Here is a 17197-nt window from a genome sequence, read left to right as displayed (position 1 = left end):
AAGCAACATTCACTTTCAGAACTTCGTGCTTAAGGCTTCGCCTTGCATCTTCGTTCTTTCGTTCATTATTTCTGAATTTTGATGATTTGCGACTATGTCGAAATTTGGGACTCGCATTTTTACTAACTATATTGATTTTTTATTTAACTGAGTAAGCTCTGCTAACTGTGACTGAACACTGCCAACTATTTACTCTTGTATACTCACTTTATAATTAATACCGTAAGTTTTAGTTAAGTTATCATCATTAAAAATATCTTTAACTGGTCCTGTGGCAATTTTTTTCACGTTTAAAAAGGTAACCCAATCAAAATATTCTGGTACGGTTTGTAAATCGTGATGCACAACTATTACTGTTTTACCAGCTTTTCTGAGTTCCTTTAATATATTAATGATGGCAATTTCAGTGGTGGCATCTACACCTTGAAACGGTTCATCCATAAAATAGATAGATGCATTTTGAACCAACGCTCTTGCTAAAAAAATACGCTGTTGCTGGCCACCTGAAAGCTGACTGATTTGTCGGCTTTTAAAAGCTAACATGCCTACTTTTTCTAAGGCTTCTAATGCTGCTTTTTTCTCTTTTTGTCCTGGTCGTTTTATCCAACCGAGACTACCATAAGTTCCCATCATAACGACATCTAATGCTGTAGTAGGAAAATCCCAATCCACACTTCCTTTTTGAGGTACGTAAGCCACTAATTGGCGTTGTTTTTCGTAAGGTTTGTCATAGATAGTTACGCTTCCAGCAATAGGTTTTAAAATACCTAAAATAGCTTTTATAAGGGTTGATTTCCCTGCTCCGTTAGGTCCAACAATAGCCATTAGGACTCCTTCTGGAATTTCTAAATCAATATCCCAAAGTACTGGTTTGTAGTTGTAAGCTACGGTTAAATCGTCAACCTTTACTGCTATCACTCCTGCGGAAGCAGGAGTTCCATGAGCTGAATTATTATTTCTTATATTTTCCTTTAATTCTTTTTCCATTTAAGATTAAACTCTTTTTGGTGAGATTCCTGCCTACGCAAGAATTTATTGCAAAGCACTAACTATAGTCTTGATATTATAACGATACATACCGACATAAGTACCTTCTGCCGTACCAGCATTACCAAGTGCATCTGAATAAAGTGTACCTCCAATAACCACATCATGACCTTTAGATTTTACAGCTGCTTGTAAAGCTTCAATGGTACGTTTTGGGACTGAACTTTCAATAAAAATCGCTTTAATTTTTTTGTCTATAATAAATGCTGCCAGTTTTTGAACGTCTTGTACTCCTGCTTCAGTAGCAGTAGATAATCCCTGTAACCCTACAACTTCAAAATCGTAAGCCTTTCCAAAATAATTAAAAGCATCATGCGCTGTTACTAGTATTCTTTTTTCTTTTGGCAGTACATCAACGACACCTTGCACATCTTCGTCTAATTTATTTAAATCTGCTAAGTAACGTTTTTCATTTTCTCTATACTTTTCAGCGTTTATAGGATCTTTTTCAGATAAGACTATAGTAACTTTTTCTACAAATTGCTTGAAGAAGTTAATATCAAACCATACATGTGGATCATAGTTTGAAGCAAAATATTCTGAGACAATAAGTTGCTTTTTATTAATTTCGTCGGCCAGTGCAATAGTTTCTTTATCGCTATCCATTTTTTCAAAAATTTCTACAAGTTTTCCTTCTAGATGTAAACCGTTGTAAAAAATAACATCTGCATTTACTAGTTTGGTTACATCTCCCTCACTGGCTTTATATAAATGCGGATCTACGCCACTACCCATTAAGCCTTCTACATTGATATAATCACCACCAATATTTTTAACTAAATCTGTAATCATTGTAGTTGAAGTTACTACATTAAGTTTGCCGTTGCTTTTAGTTTCATTTTTACAACTAAAAACAAATAATATAGCTAATAATAGTATTCCTTTTTTCATCTTTTAAATTTGTTTTCTTTTCATTCTATAACTTAATCCCATTCCTAATAATAAATCCTGACCTTCGGTTATACTTGTTCCGAAGTAAACATCAAATTGTAAATCGTTACAAGTTAGGTATGTGAAACCAGCATCCCAATAATGATTAGCAGAATTATCTTCTGGTAAATCACCATATAACTCGGCATAAAAGCCGAACTTATCTGTAATGCTATAACCATAAGCTAATGTATAAATTGCTGCTGCTTCTGGTGAATCATTTCCCCATTGTGCGCCAATATTGTAGCCTAAACTCGATTTTTCACTTAATGTATGAGATAAAGAAAATCTAAAATCTACAGCAGTAGTTTCTGGTCTAAAATCTGTAGAAGCACTAAATACAGGAAACACATGACCAATAAGTGCGATTTCTGGCATACCATCTTTTTCTTCCGCGATATCAATTTTTACACCAAAAAGAAGAGGTGAAAGTCCACTTGCCACGTTATCTAATTTATTACCATTTACTTTTGTTGTGCCTTCTACAAAATCCCATCCTAAGCGTAATTCGAGGTTATCTAGGATTCCATAACGAATAAGCATAGTGTTATAAGTATAGTTTTCAGATTTTATATTATTCTTTTCAAATGATTCGTATAGTCCACCAGTTTCAAATTGAAGTGTACCTTTTCCAACAGTTGAAGAAGCTTCAGTTGCATCTGGCCTATCTGTAACTATAATGTCATTATTATCCGTCTCTTGCGCAAAAGAGAACATTACTGAAGTAATTAGTACGATACTAAATACTATTGGTTTGTTATTTAACTTCATTGACATAAATTAAGGTTGTAAAATCTTCGTTTAATAATATGGTATTATTGTTTACTGAAAGCTCAGTCATTTTATTTTTTTTTGAATTGCTTAGAGATTTTTACTTCATGACCATATTTTAGTTTGTGATGCGCACAGAACTCAAAGAATTCTTTATCGTCACTCATTAATCTTGATATAATATATGTTTTACCTTCTATAGCATTAGAAAGTGAAACAGAGGTATCTTTAGTTGTAATTTCTCCTTCTGCATTTGGAATTGGATCTCCATGAGGATCAAATTTAGGATGCCCTAAATAAGCGCTTATTTTATCAGCTAAAAGGTCTGATGTTTGATGTTCCAAAAGCTCTGCTTCTCTATGAATATCGTGAAGGGACATATCGAACATTTTAAATAAAAAAGCTTCCCATAGACGATGTTTCCTTACAATATTCATAGCCATCTTTCGACCTTTATCCGTAAGCTGTAATTCTTGATACTTTTGGTAATGCAATAGATCCTTTACGGCTAACTTTTTTGCCATGTCTGTTGCTGCTGCATTAGATATACCAAGTTTTTTAGCAATATTTCCTGGCTTTGTATCTTTAGCATCGTGAGAATTATTGTTGTAAATAGCTTTTACGAAGTTTTCAATAGCAACTGACATTTTTAATAGCTTTAATTAGATTTTAAGTATACTTAAAAATTTTTCAAATGTAACTAAAAAAATTAATACTCAATTCATTGAATTGTATTTTTGTAACATTGGCATTTATTTGGCGTCCTTAAAAAGTAGATGAATTAGCTTTATACAGATATTAAAAAACAACTATTATGAAATTTAACTTATTAGTGTTAATGTTCTTTTTCGCATCGCTTTTATATTCATTGAATGCGCAAGCTCAAGTAATAAAAGATTCTTTAAGTATTACTAAGGTTGTTGGTTACCAACAAAAAGTTGATTTTAAAGATTATGAAGTTAAGTTTAAAAAAGTAATTACGGATTCACGTTGCCCTAAAAATGTAATGTGTGTAAGAGCAGGTGAGGCAGATGTATTAGTTTCAATATATAAAAACGGTAAGTTTTTAGAAGACAAAACAATAAGAATTGATGCTAGCGGATATGTTATGGAATCTAACAATTTAGCCTTTAATGCCAAAGATTTTAAAATTTATGGCTTTGCTTTATCACCTTATCCAGAAGGTGTGAACGATATTATAGTTGAAGAGTATCGGTTAGAAGTAGTTTTTAAGTCGAAACGGTTAGAATAATTAGAATGAGATTCCTTTTTTTTCAAAGGAATTAATTAGTGACAACCACATCCATCATCACTTTCGCAGGCGCTGGATGATTTTACTTTTTTAGGTTTCCAGACAAATTTTCTTACTAAGAAAAGTAAGGCTATAGCCAAGGCAGAAAAAACTAATATGTTTTGAATAATTGTATTCATCTATTTTAATACTTGAAAAGCTATTAATGCTACAATATAAGCAAAACCACTCATAATTACCAATTGATACATTGGCCATTTCCAAGAGTTGGTTTCGCGTTTTACAATTGCTAATGTACTCATACATTGCATAGCAAATGCGTAAAATAATAATAATGAGATTCCGGAAGCAAAATTAAATAGTGGTCCTCCTAAAATTGGATTTACTTCACCAGCCATTCGGTTTTTAATCGTTTCTTCTTCGTCGCTACCAACACTATAGATGGTTGCCAAAGTACCAACAAAAACTTCGCGGGCTGCAAAAGAACTTACTATGGCAATACCGATTTTCCAATCGTAGCCTAAAGGCCTTATTGCAGGTTCAATGGCGTGTCCAGCAATTCCTATAAACGAATGCTCTAATTTATGAGATTCTATTTTTTGGTTTAACTCATCTTCGCTTAAATTTTCTGTTGCGTATTGCTCAGTTACAATTGCTTCTGCATTATTAAAATTTTCACCAGGTCCATAAGATGCTAAAAACCATAGTACAATTGAGATAGCCAGAATAATTTTACCAGCTCCAAATACAAATGATTTTGTTTTTTCGAGTACCGTAATTGCCACATTTTTAAACATTGGAAGTTTATAATTAGGCATTTCTACAACAAAGAATGTTTTGCTTTTTATTTTAAGAATCTTATTTAAAATCCAAGCAGAACCCACTGCTGCACCAAAACCAATGAGGTATAGTAACATTAATGTTAATGCTTGATAGCTAAGACCATAAAATCGACCTTCTGGAATAACTAAGGCGATAATAATTAAATAAACAGGTAATCTAGCAGAACAGGTTGTAAACGGTGTTACTAAAATGGTAATGAGGCGTTCTTTCCAACTTTCTATATTACGTGTAGCCATAATAGCTGGTATGGCACAAGCAGTACCAGAAATTAAAGGGACTACACTTTTACCACTAAGTCCAAATCGTCGCATTATTCTATCCATAAGAAATACCACACGACTCATATAGCCACTTTCTTCTAGAATAGAAATAAACAAGAATAGAAAAGCAATTTGAGGTATAAAAATAACAATACCACCAAGGCCAGGAATAATACCTTCGGCTAAAAGACTTGTAAATGCACCTTCTGGCATTACACTTTTTGTCCACTCACTTAATGACGCAAATGTGCTATCTATAAAATCCATTGGCACACTAGACCAATCGTATATAGCTTGAAAAATGGTTAATAAAATGACGCCAAATATTAGGTAACCCCAAACTTTGTGTGTTAGGATTCTATCGAGTTTTATTCTTAAATCTTTAGCAGTTTTTAGATCTATAGTTTGCCCTTTTTTTAGAGTGTCATTGATAAACTGATAACGTTTTATTGTTTCTTTTTGTTGAAGACGTTTTAAATCGCGTTCAGATTTTGTTTTAAAATCTGATACGGCATCAATGGTTTTTCTATCTGTTTTTCCAAAATTTACATCTTGTGTTATAACCAACCAAAGTTTATATAATAATTGATTAGGAAATGCTTTTCTTAAGTTATCAAAGTAGGCTTCATCAATAGTAGATGCATTTAAGCAAGGTGTTGTTGAAAGTTCCTTGTAATTGGTAATAAGTTCTTTTAACTCATTTATACCATTATTCTTTCTTGTGCTTATTAGTGCAATTTTAGTTTCGAGTTGTTGCTCTAAATATTCAATATCTAACGAAATACCTTTATAAGCCATTCGATCAGACATATTAATTACTAAAATAGTAGGAATCTCTAGATCCTTAATTTGTGTAAAGAGTAGAAGGTTTCGCTTTAAGTTTTCAACGTCACTAACTACTACAGCTACATCTGGGAAATCTTTATCATTTTTATTAAGAAGTAATTCAATGACTACATTTTCATCTAGAGAAGAGGCATTTAAACTATAAGTACCTGGTAAATCAATAATATGTGCTTTTAGACCTCGAGGTAATTTGCAAATTCCTTCTTTCTTTTCAACCGTAATACCAGGATAATTACCAACTTTTTGATTTAATCCAGTAAGAGCATTAAATACAGAGGTTTTTCCGGTATTTGGGTTTCCTATTAAAGCAACATTAATTTGCTTACTCATCTATAGTTTCTATTAATATATGAATAGCAGTCTCTTTTCTAATTGCTAAATGCGACCCATTAATGTTGAGGTACATAGGATCTGCAAAAGGAGCAACTTGTACAAGCTCTACAGAGTTTCCTGGTAAACAGCCCATTTCTAGGAGTTTTAATGGTATAAGATTTGAAGACACATCTTTAATAATGCCTTGTTGTCCGCGTTTTAAATCTGCAAGTGTCAAGCCTATTCTTATTTAGATTGATTTTAAAGAAGCAAAAGTAAGCTAAAATTTTAAGTGGTTAAAACCATTTTTAGAAGAATTTAATATTCTTCTTTTAAAGTTTCAATATCATCAAGGAGTTTATCGATATCTTCTGGTTTTGTGCCATCGTAAAACCCTCTAATTTGACGTTTTTTGTCAATAAGCATAAAGTTTTCGGTATGTATCATATCGTATTTATCACCATTACCATCTGTTTTTACTGCTAAGTAACTTTTTCTTGCTAATTGATAGATTTGTTTTTTGTCTCCTGTTACTAAATTCCATTTTTTGTCTATTACCCCTTTTTCTAGGGCATACTTTTTTAGTTGAGCCACACTGTCAATTTTAGGAGTCACAGAGTGAGAAAGTAACATTACATCATCATCATTAATTATTTCTTTTTGAATTTGATGCATATGATCTGTCATTATGGGACAAATAGTTTGGCATGTTGTAAAAAAGAAATCAGCAACATATATTTTATTTTTGTAAGTGTCTTGCGTTACGGTTTCACCATTTTGATTCACTAAACTAAAATCTGCAATCTTGTGATATTTTTTTTGATACTGAATGGTACTATCTACCAATTCTTCGCTTACCATTGCAGGCTGATAAATTGGCAAAGGCTTCTTAACGTTTAAAATATTGTAAATTATAGCAATGATTACAATACACAAAATTGAAAAGAAAATTCCGAAGTTTTTATAACCTTTAAAAAATGAAAGAAATGACATTATTTAGGTGTTTTACAATTGAATTGCAAAGGTACGATTCAGGCCTATTTTCTATTGCATTTTTAACACAAATATGAAGGTTTTGCCTTAAGTTTTATAAAACCATGTTAAAAATAAATCGATTAGAAATACAATTATTTTCTAAATGCCTTTAAAAGGTTACTTTTGCGAATTGAAATTTGAAAATGATTACATGGAATTTATTATAAAAATATCTCAATTCTTACTTAGCTTATCCTTACTAATTGTACTGCATGAACTAGGTCACTTTATACCTGCAAAGCTTTTTAAAACTAAAGTTGAAAAATTTTACCTCTTTTTTGATGTAAAATATTCTCTCTTTAAAAAGAAAATAGGAGATACTGTATATGGTATTGGTTGGTTACCTCTTGGTGGTTATGTAAAGATTGCAGGAATGATTGATGAGAGTATGGATAAGGAGCAAATGGCACAGCCTCCACAACCTTGGGAATTTCGTTCTAAACCAGCTTGGCAACGTTTAATTATTATGCTTGGTGGTGTAACTGTAAACTTTATTTTGGCATACGTTATCTATGTAGCAATATCTTTTGCATATGGCGACTCTGATGTAAAGGTAGAGAGCTTAAAAGATGGTTACTGGATAGACAATCCTGCATTATTAGATATAGGTTTTAAAACAGGAGATAAGGTTTTAGCCATTAATGACACGCCTATTATAAATGATTCTGATATTGGTTTTAATCTAATAAATGCCGAGTCTATTACTATTAACAGAAATGGTGAAGAAAAAATTATTGATTTACCAGAAGATTTTTTAGGGCAATATTCAGCAAGTAAAAGTAAAAGGAATTTTGAATATAGAATCCCTTTTATGGTCGGCGAAGTAGCGGATACATCATTAAATGTAAAGAAAGGGTTAAAACAAGGAGATGTTATATCTAGTATTAATGGTAAGCCGTTAAAATATTTTGATCAGTTAGATGAAGTTATCGATGGGGCAAAAAACACCACAGTTTCTGTAGAAATTTTAAGAGAAGATAATTCTAAAGTGACTAAAGAACTTTTACTTGATGATGAAGGTAATTTTGGAATAAGACCTTATAATAATCCATCTCGATTTGAAGAGTTAGGTTACTATAATATTTTTAGAAAGGAATATACTTTTGGAGAAAGTTTTGGGGCAGGAGGTCGAAAATTTACTAAAACGATTACTAATTATTTTGATCAGCTGAAAGCAATTTTTAGTCCAAGCACAGGAGCTTACAAAGGTTTAGGTGGTTTTAAAGCTATATACGATCAATTTTCACCAACATGGAGTTGGCCATATTTTTGGGGCTTAACAGCATTTTTATCTATTATGTTAGCCATTTTAAACTTACTTCCTATACCAGCTTTAGATGGTGGTCATGTAATGTTTTTACTTTATGAAATGATTTCTGGACGTAAACCAAGCGAAAAGTTTTTAGAGCGTGCTCAAGTGGTAGGATTCTTTATTTTAATTGCGCTAGTGCTATTTGCAAATGGTAATGATATTTTTAAAGCGATTACTAATTAAATAAATTTATAATTGAAATCTCAAAAAAATTAATTTTCATATTGTAGAGATTAAAAAATAATTTATATTTGCGCTCGCTAATGCGAAAATAACCTTCCTCTTTAGCTCAGTTGGTTAGAGCATCTGACTGTTAATCAGAGGGTCCTTGGTTCGAGCCCAAGAAGAGGAGCAAACAAAAGTTCAACAGAGATGTTGGACTTTTTTTGTTTAAGCTATTTAAAAATATAGTCTAAAGACAATATTAGAAGTAATACCTAGAGAATATCTCGAAAACTGAGTGGCACTAATGTTATTTACTCTATAATAGTTGTTTATAGTATTCTCTCTATCTTCAATATTCCAAACAGAGGCACCAATTTCTGATCTAAATGTTTTATTAATCATAAATTTATATAAAGCTGAAGCATCAATACGCATATAATCAACCAAACGTTCATTGTTAGCTTCGTCATAATTTACTTCATTGTCTATTACTTCATTATCTGCTAATGGTATAGAAGTAGGTTTTCCAAGTCTATAGTTTAAACCTGCAGATATATTCCAACGATTATTACTATAAGTTGTACCAAAGGTGAAAGAATGTGTAATGTCGAAATTACTTGGAAACTCAATTTCTTCAAGATTTTCAAAAGTATACGTATTGTTAATGTAAGAATAGCTTAACCAACTGCTTAGGTTTTTAAATTGTTTTCTAAATAACAACTCAAAACCATAAACGTCGTAGCTGCCTTTTTCTCTAGCCGATTCGTATTTAGTAGTAAAACTTTGGCTTTGTGTTGTAATGCCATCTACAGTCTTATAATATGCCTTAGCATCAAATAACCAGCCTTTATTTTTATATAAAAGCCCAATGGATGCTTGTTTACTTCTTATAATTGGTATTGTATCATTATCGGTTAGTTGCCAGCGCCTTTTTTCAATACCTAAAAAATCGTTTTGAAAATTAATAATCTGTGATGTATTTTGATGTTTATACTCACCAAGTGCTTCAATTTCAAAGTTTTCACTTATGGCTTTACGTATGCTAAATCTTGGTTCTATTAATAGTTTTTCATATTTGGTGATATAATTGGCGCGTATTCCGCCTCTAATTGAAAAACTATTATTATTAAACCACGTTTGTAAAAAAGCTCCATGCTCTCTTAAAACTTCTTCGTCGCGCCTAACAAATCTTGGTTGGTCAATATCATTGAGATTAATAACTTCAGTTTCGGTAAAACTGTATCCTAGTTTATGTTGCCATAAGTCAGTTTTAAATACATTTTCAAGCTTTAGACTTGTTTCTGAAACCCTGTTTTTTTGCAGAAAAAGTTGTCCGGCTAAAATGTCTACATTTTTTGCTTGTAACTCGTAGTCGCTGTTGTAAATATTAAAAGTAGAATTGAATTTATTAGACCATTGTCTTTTGTAATTAAATCCAAAGGCAAGGCTATTTTGAGAGACGCTACTTTGTCTTGTTCGCGATATATCTTCAACATTAGCAGTTTCATTAAAACTTAGATCATTACTGGCTAAGGTAAAATTGAGTCTTATTAATTCCTTGTCTGAGAGTTTATGTAGCCATCTTAATGAGGCATCATAGAAATTAAAATCTTGATTAGAATTTGTAACTTCCGAAGTGTTTTCTTCTGCTTCAGTATTTTGTGTAATTCTATTAAAATAGACATCGTATGTTGGTGTTCTTACAAATTCGTCTAATGATTTTCTAGAGGCAACTTGGAGAGAAGATTTTTTACCCAAAGGGATATTAGAAAACAATTCTGCATTTAAGAAATTGGCACCTATAATACCTTCAAAATCAGTATTTAATTTACTTTCGGTTTTCATATGAATTGTTCCTGAAACACCATCATTTAAAGACACATCAGACCCGTTATTAATAATACTAGCAGTTTGGGTCATTTGAGGATTAAAACTAGATATGAGACCAAAAAAATGACCAGTTTGGTACATCTTTATGTCGTCCCAAAGTATAAGATTTTGATCGTTAGAACCACCTCTAATATTTATGTTAGACACGGTTTCATCTACACTTAAAATGCTTGGCAATGCTTGTACGGTTTGTAGTACATCAGATTCTATTAAACCAGGAAGAAGACTAAATTTATCATAATCTACAGATGTGGTCCAGTCTTGCTCAATGTCAATACCTTTTACTAAATAAGCATCAATTAAAACAGCACTTATTTGCTCGTGTTGCTCTAACATATATAAGGATCCGCACTGTTCTAAATTAAAGTATTTTACTTCTCTTTTAATGGTTTTAAAACCTAAATGTTTTACAGTTAATAATTCTTCTAAGGAATTTAATTCGAGTTCAAAATAGCCATTATCATCTGTAATGCTATATGCTGAAATGCCATTTATTGTTGCGCCTGGTATAGGTTGCTGTAAAGATGCGTCTTTAATATAGCCACATAGCTTTATAGGCTTAGAAATTGTTATAACTAGATTACTAACTCTTTTAAAAACTAAATTGGTTTGCTTTTCTAAGTTTGCAATTTTTGAGGATAGCTTTAATTCTGTAGGCGGAGGAAATACTTTTATATCACTTATATAGCTACTTTCATAATTAAAAGTAATAATATGTAAAGTGCTTATTTCATCTAATACCTGCTTTAAAGGTAATTTTTTATCAGTTTCTTGTCCATGTATAGAAATGCTTGATAATAGCAGTATTAATAAAATAGGTATGTAACACTTAATTTTTATTTGCATTCCTTATAATGACTTCCTTTTCGGATAGTTTGAAAGTCAAATTAAGGGGTTGTGTTACGGATTTCAAAGCATTTTCAAGATTATTATGTTCAAAAGCGCCATTAAAGTATAATTTTACATCAGAATTATAGATAACTTTAATGTTATATCGCTTTTCTAACTCACTGAAAACATCAGTTATTATAACATTATCAAAAACACTCATGTTTTTTATCCAATAAGGTTCTGCAATTACGATATCAGTTTTTGTAGATTTTCCTGCTTTTAAAACAAATTCAGTTCCTGCAGGTACTTTTATCTCTGTATTATCATAATTTACACTTACTAACCCTTCGTAACAAGTAACTTTAAATAAACTATCTCTTGATACTACATTAAACTCTGTGCCTAAAACACTTACAGTACCTTGATCAGTTTTAACATCAAAACGTTTTCCTTTTTCTACATCAAAATAAGCTTCTCCACTAAGGTTTAGTGTTCTGGCTTCATCCCATTTAGAGGAGTTATATTCTAATTGAGAAAACTGATTTAAGTTTACAATTGAATTATCTGGAAGTGTTATAATTTTATTTTGGGCATATTCTGTACCAAATGTCTCAATCGTATCTTTGTTTAAAATTGAAAAAACAGCAAAACCTACTAGCAGTGCGGCTGCAATACTAGAAATGGTTTTCATCCAATTAATAGAGATCACTTTCTTTTCTGTAGTTAATAAACTTTCTAATTCATTAAAAGGTGCAACTTTAGCATTTTTATTTCCGCTATAAAGTTGAGCCTCTTCAATTATTTCGTTATATAAATTAGCGTCATCTAAAGCTTCAAAGGATTTTGCCTCTGCTTCAGATAAATCATTATTTAACCACTTTTTTACTAAATATTCTTTTTCCATTATATACTATTCTATACTTAAAACAATTGAAATTAGAAATGTCCCAAACTTTTTTAATTTAATTCTTCTAATTCGTTTTTAAGCTTGTTGAAAGCCGCATAAATTCTATGTTCAGCTACTTTTTTTGTAATACCTAAAATTTCAGCAACTTCTTTATGAGTTTTACCGTCTACCTTATTGAGAAGAAAAGCAGCACGTTCTTCTTCTTTTAATTTTGATAATACAAGTTCAAATCGTTTTGAGAATTCTTTTTTGCGTAAAACAAACTCTGGTGACTCATTAGTATAATCTTTTGGTTTTACTCCTCGATGTTTAAAAACTACTTTTTGATGTTTCACTTCATTCAACATTAAATTGTTTGCGATAGTGTATAAATAAGATTTTGTAGTCTCAGGAGTCACTTTTGCACAGTTTTCCCAAAGTTTAATGAAAGCTTCTTGGGCTTTGTCTGCCGGATTTAATAAATCACCGTACTTATATAAAAGGATATTACTTAAAGTCTGTGCATACTTTTCATAAAGTTTTGAAAACAGCACTTTATCACAGATGTTTTTGTGCAGGGATTGCGACATTGATTTGGGCTTTTTTATTTCTAAAACGTAAGATAAATAAAAAAACAATAATTTTCTTGGGACATTTTAAATTTCGGTTGTTTTAATAATATAACCTCAAATTAATCCTACCTATTATGGAAACAAGTTTAAATATTGCGTTAATCGAATTAAAATTGAGCCAAACTAAATTTCGTCCAAGCCTAAGCGAAGTTTTAAACGAATTAAAAAAGAAAGAAGCTAGATGTTACCAAACTAAGGTAATTTCGATTTCAGAAACTATAATTAATAAGTCTTCTAAAAAAATTAAAAAATTAAAAACTAACTCTTCTACTGGTTTATTGGGAAGACTTCTTACAGCATAGATCTATTTAATATAAAAGCATAATTAATCCAACCCCTCAATTAATGCTTATAGTTATACATCTTATTAATAAATTTTATAAAGCTGTGTAAAATGCATCATTATGAAAATTAGATAGACTACTTAATTTATAAGCATTATTTTAAAAATAATGTCTCAAGAGTGCAATTGTTGTGTAGGGTGTAAATAAAAAGACAATTAATTCTTGGGACATTTTTATTTTAAGTTGTTTTAATAATATAACCTCAAATTAATCCTACTATTATGGAAACAAGTTTAAATATTGCGTTAATCGAATTAAAATTAAGCCAAGTTAAATTTCGTCCTAACCTAAGCGAAGTTTTAAATGCTTTAAAAAAGAAGGAAGCTCATTGTTACCGCTCCAAGGTAATTTCAATTTCTGAGGCTTTGCCTAAAACCCAACTATTAACAATTAGGATTTAGGTAGCCATCTTTGGATCAAATAGATCAAATTCTTACATCATAATTGCTACTTATAAACAAGTTTCACTTAAATCCCCAAACCAATGACCTACAGCTTAGAAATACAAAAAACGACAGATTTATTACTTTCGCTAACATCGATCAAGCAAAAGGAAATTAATTTATACAAGCATAAATTAATAGAATTACAGGAGCAGATGCTTAATGACAACGGTAATTCTATCATCGAATACAGGTATAATTTAACTAAGATGCGCTTTGATCAACTTACTAAAACAACAAAAGGTTTGAGAAGACTGGAGCAAAAAATCGAACGATTTAAATATTAAAATAGAAGATTAAAACTTACATTGTCAACAATATTAGTGATTATGAAAATTAAATTTAATGGTTACATTCTTATTTTTTGCATTCTACTTTTAACATTAATGTTTTCATGTAGAACGGAAGACGATTTAAGTATTGATCCTCCAGAAGAAGCAACGATTGTTCCAAATTCTACAATTGCTAACTTAATGGCTCGAGTGGCTGCTAATGATGGTTCTCAGGATAATATTATAGACCACGCAAGTAATTTATTAATACAGCTACCAATAGCTGTAGAAGCCAATGGCGTTGAGCTAGAAATTATAGATGCTAATTCTTATAATGAAATAGAAAATATATTTAGTTTAAGTACTGAAGATATTGATGAGGTCGTTATATCATATCCAATTACTGTTATACTTCCAGATTACTCAACAGTAGTTGTTAACTCAGATACTGAGTTAGATAATCTTAGAGATTTAGATTACGAAAATGATGAAGATATAGAATGTATAGATTTTATATACCCTATAATCATCGCAACATATGATGAAGAAAACGAAGCAATAGATTCAATAATTCTCAATAATGATATTGAGATGTACGCTTTTATTGAAGATTTAGAGACACTAGCCGTAGTTTCTCTAAATTTTCCGGTTACTATGTTATTTGCAAATGAAACCACACAAGTAGTAAACGGTCTTCAAGAACTAGAGGATGTTATTTTAGCTGCCGATAATACTTGTGATGAGGATGACGAAATATACGATGAATGTGGTTCTAATAATTATACAATAACCGAGCTCGAAACTATTTTCGAGGAATGCTCAGACTGGACTATAGATGTATTAGAAATAGATTACGATGACGTTGTAAGTACAGTTGTTGGTTATGTATTTACTTTCAACAACGACGGAACGATAACAGTTGTTGAAGGTGTAAATATGTTCAATGGAACTTGGTCGGCTTCTGGCAACGAGGGTGAAGTAACTGTAATGGTTAATATAGATGGTTTACCAATTGTAAACGATACTTGGGATTTATGTTTCATAGGTACAGAACCTAATGACATAAAAGTTGAATTAAGATCAGGAGCAAATAGAATGAATTTTGTAAGTGATTGTGAAGATATTATTGAGTTTTGCGATAATCCACAAGTCATAGCATTACCATATAGAATGGTTGATGTAGCAGGAGAGTTTTGCCTAGAAATATCAGAGACAGTCCTGTATTTTAATTCTTGGGGAATAGATGTTATGGAAATTAATGGTGTGGATTTTACGAATCAATGGGTACACACTTCTCATCCAAACTTCCCAGAGCCTGTAAATGGTAAATATTATGTAAGCTATACAGCATCCAATGTAACCGAATCTGGAGTAGATATAGGTACAGTTTTACCAAATCATATATCCTGTGTTAATCCTACTGAAATTAGTATACCATTTAGTTTTGATGGTGCTGGAGATTTCTGTTGGGTAACAAGTGAAGATATTGTATCTATAATTTCATCAGATGCAACTATTGTTGAGGTAAATGGTGTAGATATTACTAATGAAATGTTAGATATCAACTCAGTTAATTTTCCAGAAAAAATAGATGGTAAGTACTTTATAAGATATGAATCTTCTTTAGCTTCAGGTCATTTTGAAGCAGGCTTAGATCTCATAGTGACTCCAAGCGACCTTGAGCTAGCTTTTGAACAATGCCAGACATGGAGAGTAAACCAGATATCTATAAACCTGCTCGACCTTTTAAGTATTTATGTAGGACATGAGTTTACATTTAATAATGATGGTACAGTTGAGGTTACAAGTTTGTTATTCAATTATAATGGAACATGGGAAATAACTGGAACACAAGACACCGAGCAGTTTTTAACAATTGCTATTCCTGGATTACCTGATTTTAGCGATACATGGACTGTAGATAGTGTAGGTTTAGGGTCAGACCCAATGACTATTGCATTAAGCTCTGGAACTAACACCTTGGTTTTTGAAAGTGATTGTAATTAGTTAATAGCAAGCCAACGTTTTAAAAGCGTTGGCTTTTTTTATATTTTAAATAGCGGCTAAAATAATTACGAATTATATTTCTTTCTCAATTGTTTTAACATCTCAAAAGTCATGTCTTTGAGATTATAATCATGTTGCCAATTCCAATCGTTTCTAGCCACACTATCGTCAATAGAAGACGGCCAACTATCTGCAATATCTTGTCTAAAGTCGGGCTTATATGTAATTGAAAACTCAGGCATTTCTGTTTTAATACTTTTATAAATGTCTTCTGGTGTAAAGCTAATAGCAGATAAATTATAAGAAGATCTAATAGATAAATTTTCAGATGGAGCTTGCATTAAATCCGTTGTCGCTTTAATAGCATCCTCCATAAACATCATGGGCAAACTTGTATTTTCAGATAAAAAGCATTCGTAATTACCTGTTTTAATAGCTTCATGATAAATTTCTACAGCATAATCTGTTGTGCCTCCTCCTGGCATAGCCTTGTAACTTATAATACCAGGATAGCGAATACTGCGCACATCTACATCATATTTTTCATAATAATATTCGCACCAACGTTCACCAACTTGTTTGGTAATTCCATAAACTGTTGTTGGCTCACAAATGGTATGTTGAGGTGTGTTTTCTCTTGGAGTAGTTGGGCCAAATACGGCAATACTACTTGGCCAAAAAACTTTATCAATAGTTTTTTGCTTCGCTAAATTGAGCACATGGAATAAGGAATTCATATTTAAATCCCACGCTTCCATTGGGTATTTTTCGCCGGTAGCACTTAATAAAGCGGCCATTAAATAGACCGTTTTTACATTATTAATTTTACAACAATCCTTTATAGCATTATAGTTTTTAGCATCAATAATTTCAAAAGGGCCAGAATTTACGAGCTCAAGATTTCTAGTATTAATATCGCTAGCTATGACATTATTAACACCGTAAATATCTCTTAATTTGGTTGTAAGTTCAGTGCCAATTTGCCCACAGGCTCCGATAACTAATATTTTTGAAGACATATATTAAAATTAAAATATCCTCAAAAGTAGTGAGAAATTAGTCATACTAATATTAAAATTTTTAGAAAATGTTATAACAAATTTTAGTCATTTTTTAGGA

At 31.4% G+C, this 17197-nt stretch carries 16 protein-coding genes and 1 tRNA gene; 6 read left to right on the top strand and 11 right to left on the bottom strand.

Going from position 1 to position 17197, the window contains the following annotated elements; genetic code table 11:
* Positions 1-189 precede the first annotated feature (189 nt).
* The 4 genes from H8K90_RS04565 to H8K90_RS04550 form a co-directional block, all read right to left on the bottom strand.
* Positions 190-987: a metal ABC transporter ATP-binding protein gene (locus H8K90_RS04565; RefSeq protein WP_222611307.1), complete on the bottom strand. Its 798-nt coding sequence runs from the start codon at positions 985-987 to the stop codon at positions 190-192.
* A gap of 45 nt (positions 988-1032) precedes the next feature.
* A complete protein-coding gene (locus H8K90_RS04560) occupies positions 1033-1938 on the bottom strand; it encodes a metal ABC transporter solute-binding protein, Zn/Mn family (protein ID WP_186844742.1) in 906 nt (301 codons plus the stop codon).
* A 3-nt stretch (positions 1939-1941) separates the two neighbouring features.
* Positions 1942-2748 (bottom strand): transporter, encoded by an 807-nt coding sequence (locus H8K90_RS04555; protein WP_186844741.1) that lies wholly within the window; start codon positions 2746-2748, stop codon positions 1942-1944.
* A gap of 71 nt (positions 2749-2819) precedes the next feature.
* Positions 2820-3395 carry a metal-dependent transcriptional regulator gene (locus H8K90_RS04550; protein ID WP_315970265.1) on the bottom strand — a complete coding sequence of 192 codons (576 nt, stop codon included), beginning with the start codon at positions 3393-3395 and terminating at the stop codon, positions 2820-2822.
* Between the two features lie 167 nt (positions 3396-3562).
* On the opposite strand from H8K90_RS04550, the gene H8K90_RS04545 reads away from it, so the two are divergent.
* Positions 3563-4000, top strand: a complete 438-nt coding sequence (locus H8K90_RS04545) for a hypothetical protein (protein ID WP_186844740.1) — start codon at positions 3563-3565, stop codon at positions 3998-4000.
* A gap of 179 nt (positions 4001-4179) precedes the next feature.
* On the opposite strand, the gene feoB is transcribed toward H8K90_RS04545, so the two are convergent.
* The 3 genes from feoB to H8K90_RS04530 all read right to left on the bottom strand — a co-directional run bounded on the left by feoB (position 4180) and on the right by H8K90_RS04530 (position 7254).
* Entirely contained in the window at positions 4180-6279 is a 2100-nt protein-coding gene (gene feoB, locus H8K90_RS04540) for a ferrous iron transport protein B (protein WP_186844739.1), read from the bottom strand.
* Positions 6272-6505, bottom strand: a complete 234-nt coding sequence (locus H8K90_RS04535; protein ID WP_186845258.1) for a FeoA family protein — start codon at positions 6503-6505, stop codon at positions 6272-6274. The genes feoB and H8K90_RS04535 overlap by 8 nt, the downstream gene beginning before the upstream one ends.
* 74 nt (positions 6506-6579) lie before the next feature.
* Entirely contained in the window at positions 6580-7254 is a 675-nt protein-coding gene (locus H8K90_RS04530; protein WP_186844738.1) for an SCO family protein, read from the bottom strand.
* Between the two features lie 193 nt (positions 7255-7447).
* Here H8K90_RS04530 and rseP point away from each other — a divergent pair, with 193 nt between their 5' ends.
* Both rseP and H8K90_RS04520 read left to right on the top strand, forming a co-directional pair.
* A complete protein-coding gene (rseP, locus tag H8K90_RS04525; RefSeq protein ID WP_186844737.1) occupies positions 7448-8791 on the top strand; it encodes an RIP metalloprotease RseP in 1344 nt (447 codons plus the stop codon).
* Between the two features lie 95 nt (positions 8792-8886).
* Positions 8887-8960 (top strand) — tRNA-Asn (locus tag H8K90_RS04520).
* Positions 8961-9007: 47 nt separating this feature from the next.
* Here H8K90_RS04520 and H8K90_RS04515 read toward each other — a convergent pair.
* The 3 genes from H8K90_RS04515 to H8K90_RS04505 are packed head-to-tail and all read right to left on the bottom strand — an operon-like array spanning position 9008 to position 12970.
* The gene (locus H8K90_RS04515; protein WP_186844736.1) at positions 9008-11509 is read right to left on the bottom strand and encodes a TonB-dependent receptor; all 2502 of its coding nucleotides are present in this window, start codon (positions 11507-11509) and stop codon (positions 9008-9010) included.
* Positions 11493-12398 (bottom strand): FecR family protein, encoded by a 906-nt coding sequence (locus H8K90_RS04510; RefSeq protein ID WP_186844735.1) that lies wholly within the window; start codon positions 12396-12398, stop codon positions 11493-11495. The genes H8K90_RS04515 and H8K90_RS04510 overlap by 17 nt, the downstream gene beginning before the upstream one ends.
* Positions 12399-12451: 53 nt before the next feature.
* A complete protein-coding gene (locus tag H8K90_RS04505; RefSeq protein WP_186844734.1) occupies positions 12452-12970 on the bottom strand; it encodes an RNA polymerase sigma factor in 519 nt (172 codons plus the stop codon).
* 116 nt (positions 12971-13086) lie between these two features.
* On the opposite strand from H8K90_RS04505, the gene H8K90_RS04500 reads away from it, so the two are divergent.
* The 3 genes from H8K90_RS04500 (at position 13087) to H8K90_RS04490 (ending at position 16078) form a co-directional block, all read left to right on the top strand.
* Positions 13087-13314 carry a hypothetical protein gene (locus H8K90_RS04500; RefSeq protein ID WP_186844733.1) on the top strand — a complete coding sequence of 76 codons (228 nt, stop codon included), beginning with the start codon at positions 13087-13089 and terminating at the stop codon, positions 13312-13314.
* 263 nt (positions 13315-13577) lie between these two features.
* The gene (locus H8K90_RS04495; RefSeq protein ID WP_186844732.1) at positions 13578-13757 is read left to right on the top strand and encodes a hypothetical protein; all 180 of its coding nucleotides are present in this window, start codon (positions 13578-13580) and stop codon (positions 13755-13757) included.
* Positions 13758-14128: 371 nt separating this feature from the next.
* On the top strand, positions 14129-16078 hold the full coding sequence (locus H8K90_RS04490) for a hypothetical protein (protein WP_186844731.1): 1950 nt from the start codon (positions 14129-14131) through the stop codon (positions 16076-16078).
* 65 nt (positions 16079-16143) lie between these two features.
* Here the strand turns inward: H8K90_RS04490 and H8K90_RS04485 are convergent, their stop codons facing one another.
* Positions 16144-17097 carry an NAD-dependent epimerase/dehydratase family protein gene (locus H8K90_RS04485; protein WP_186844730.1) on the bottom strand — a complete coding sequence of 318 codons (954 nt, stop codon included), beginning with the start codon at positions 17095-17097 and terminating at the stop codon, positions 16144-16146.
* Positions 17098-17197: the final 100 nt, after the last annotated feature.

This window comes from Winogradskyella echinorum, from assembly GCF_014297365.1.
Taxonomy (GTDB): Bacteria; Bacteroidota; Bacteroidia; order Flavobacteriales; family Flavobacteriaceae; genus Winogradskyella; species Winogradskyella echinorum.
The sequence above is the reverse complement of the archived record's forward strand: the minus strand, read 5'-3'. Positions and strand labels throughout refer to the sequence as shown.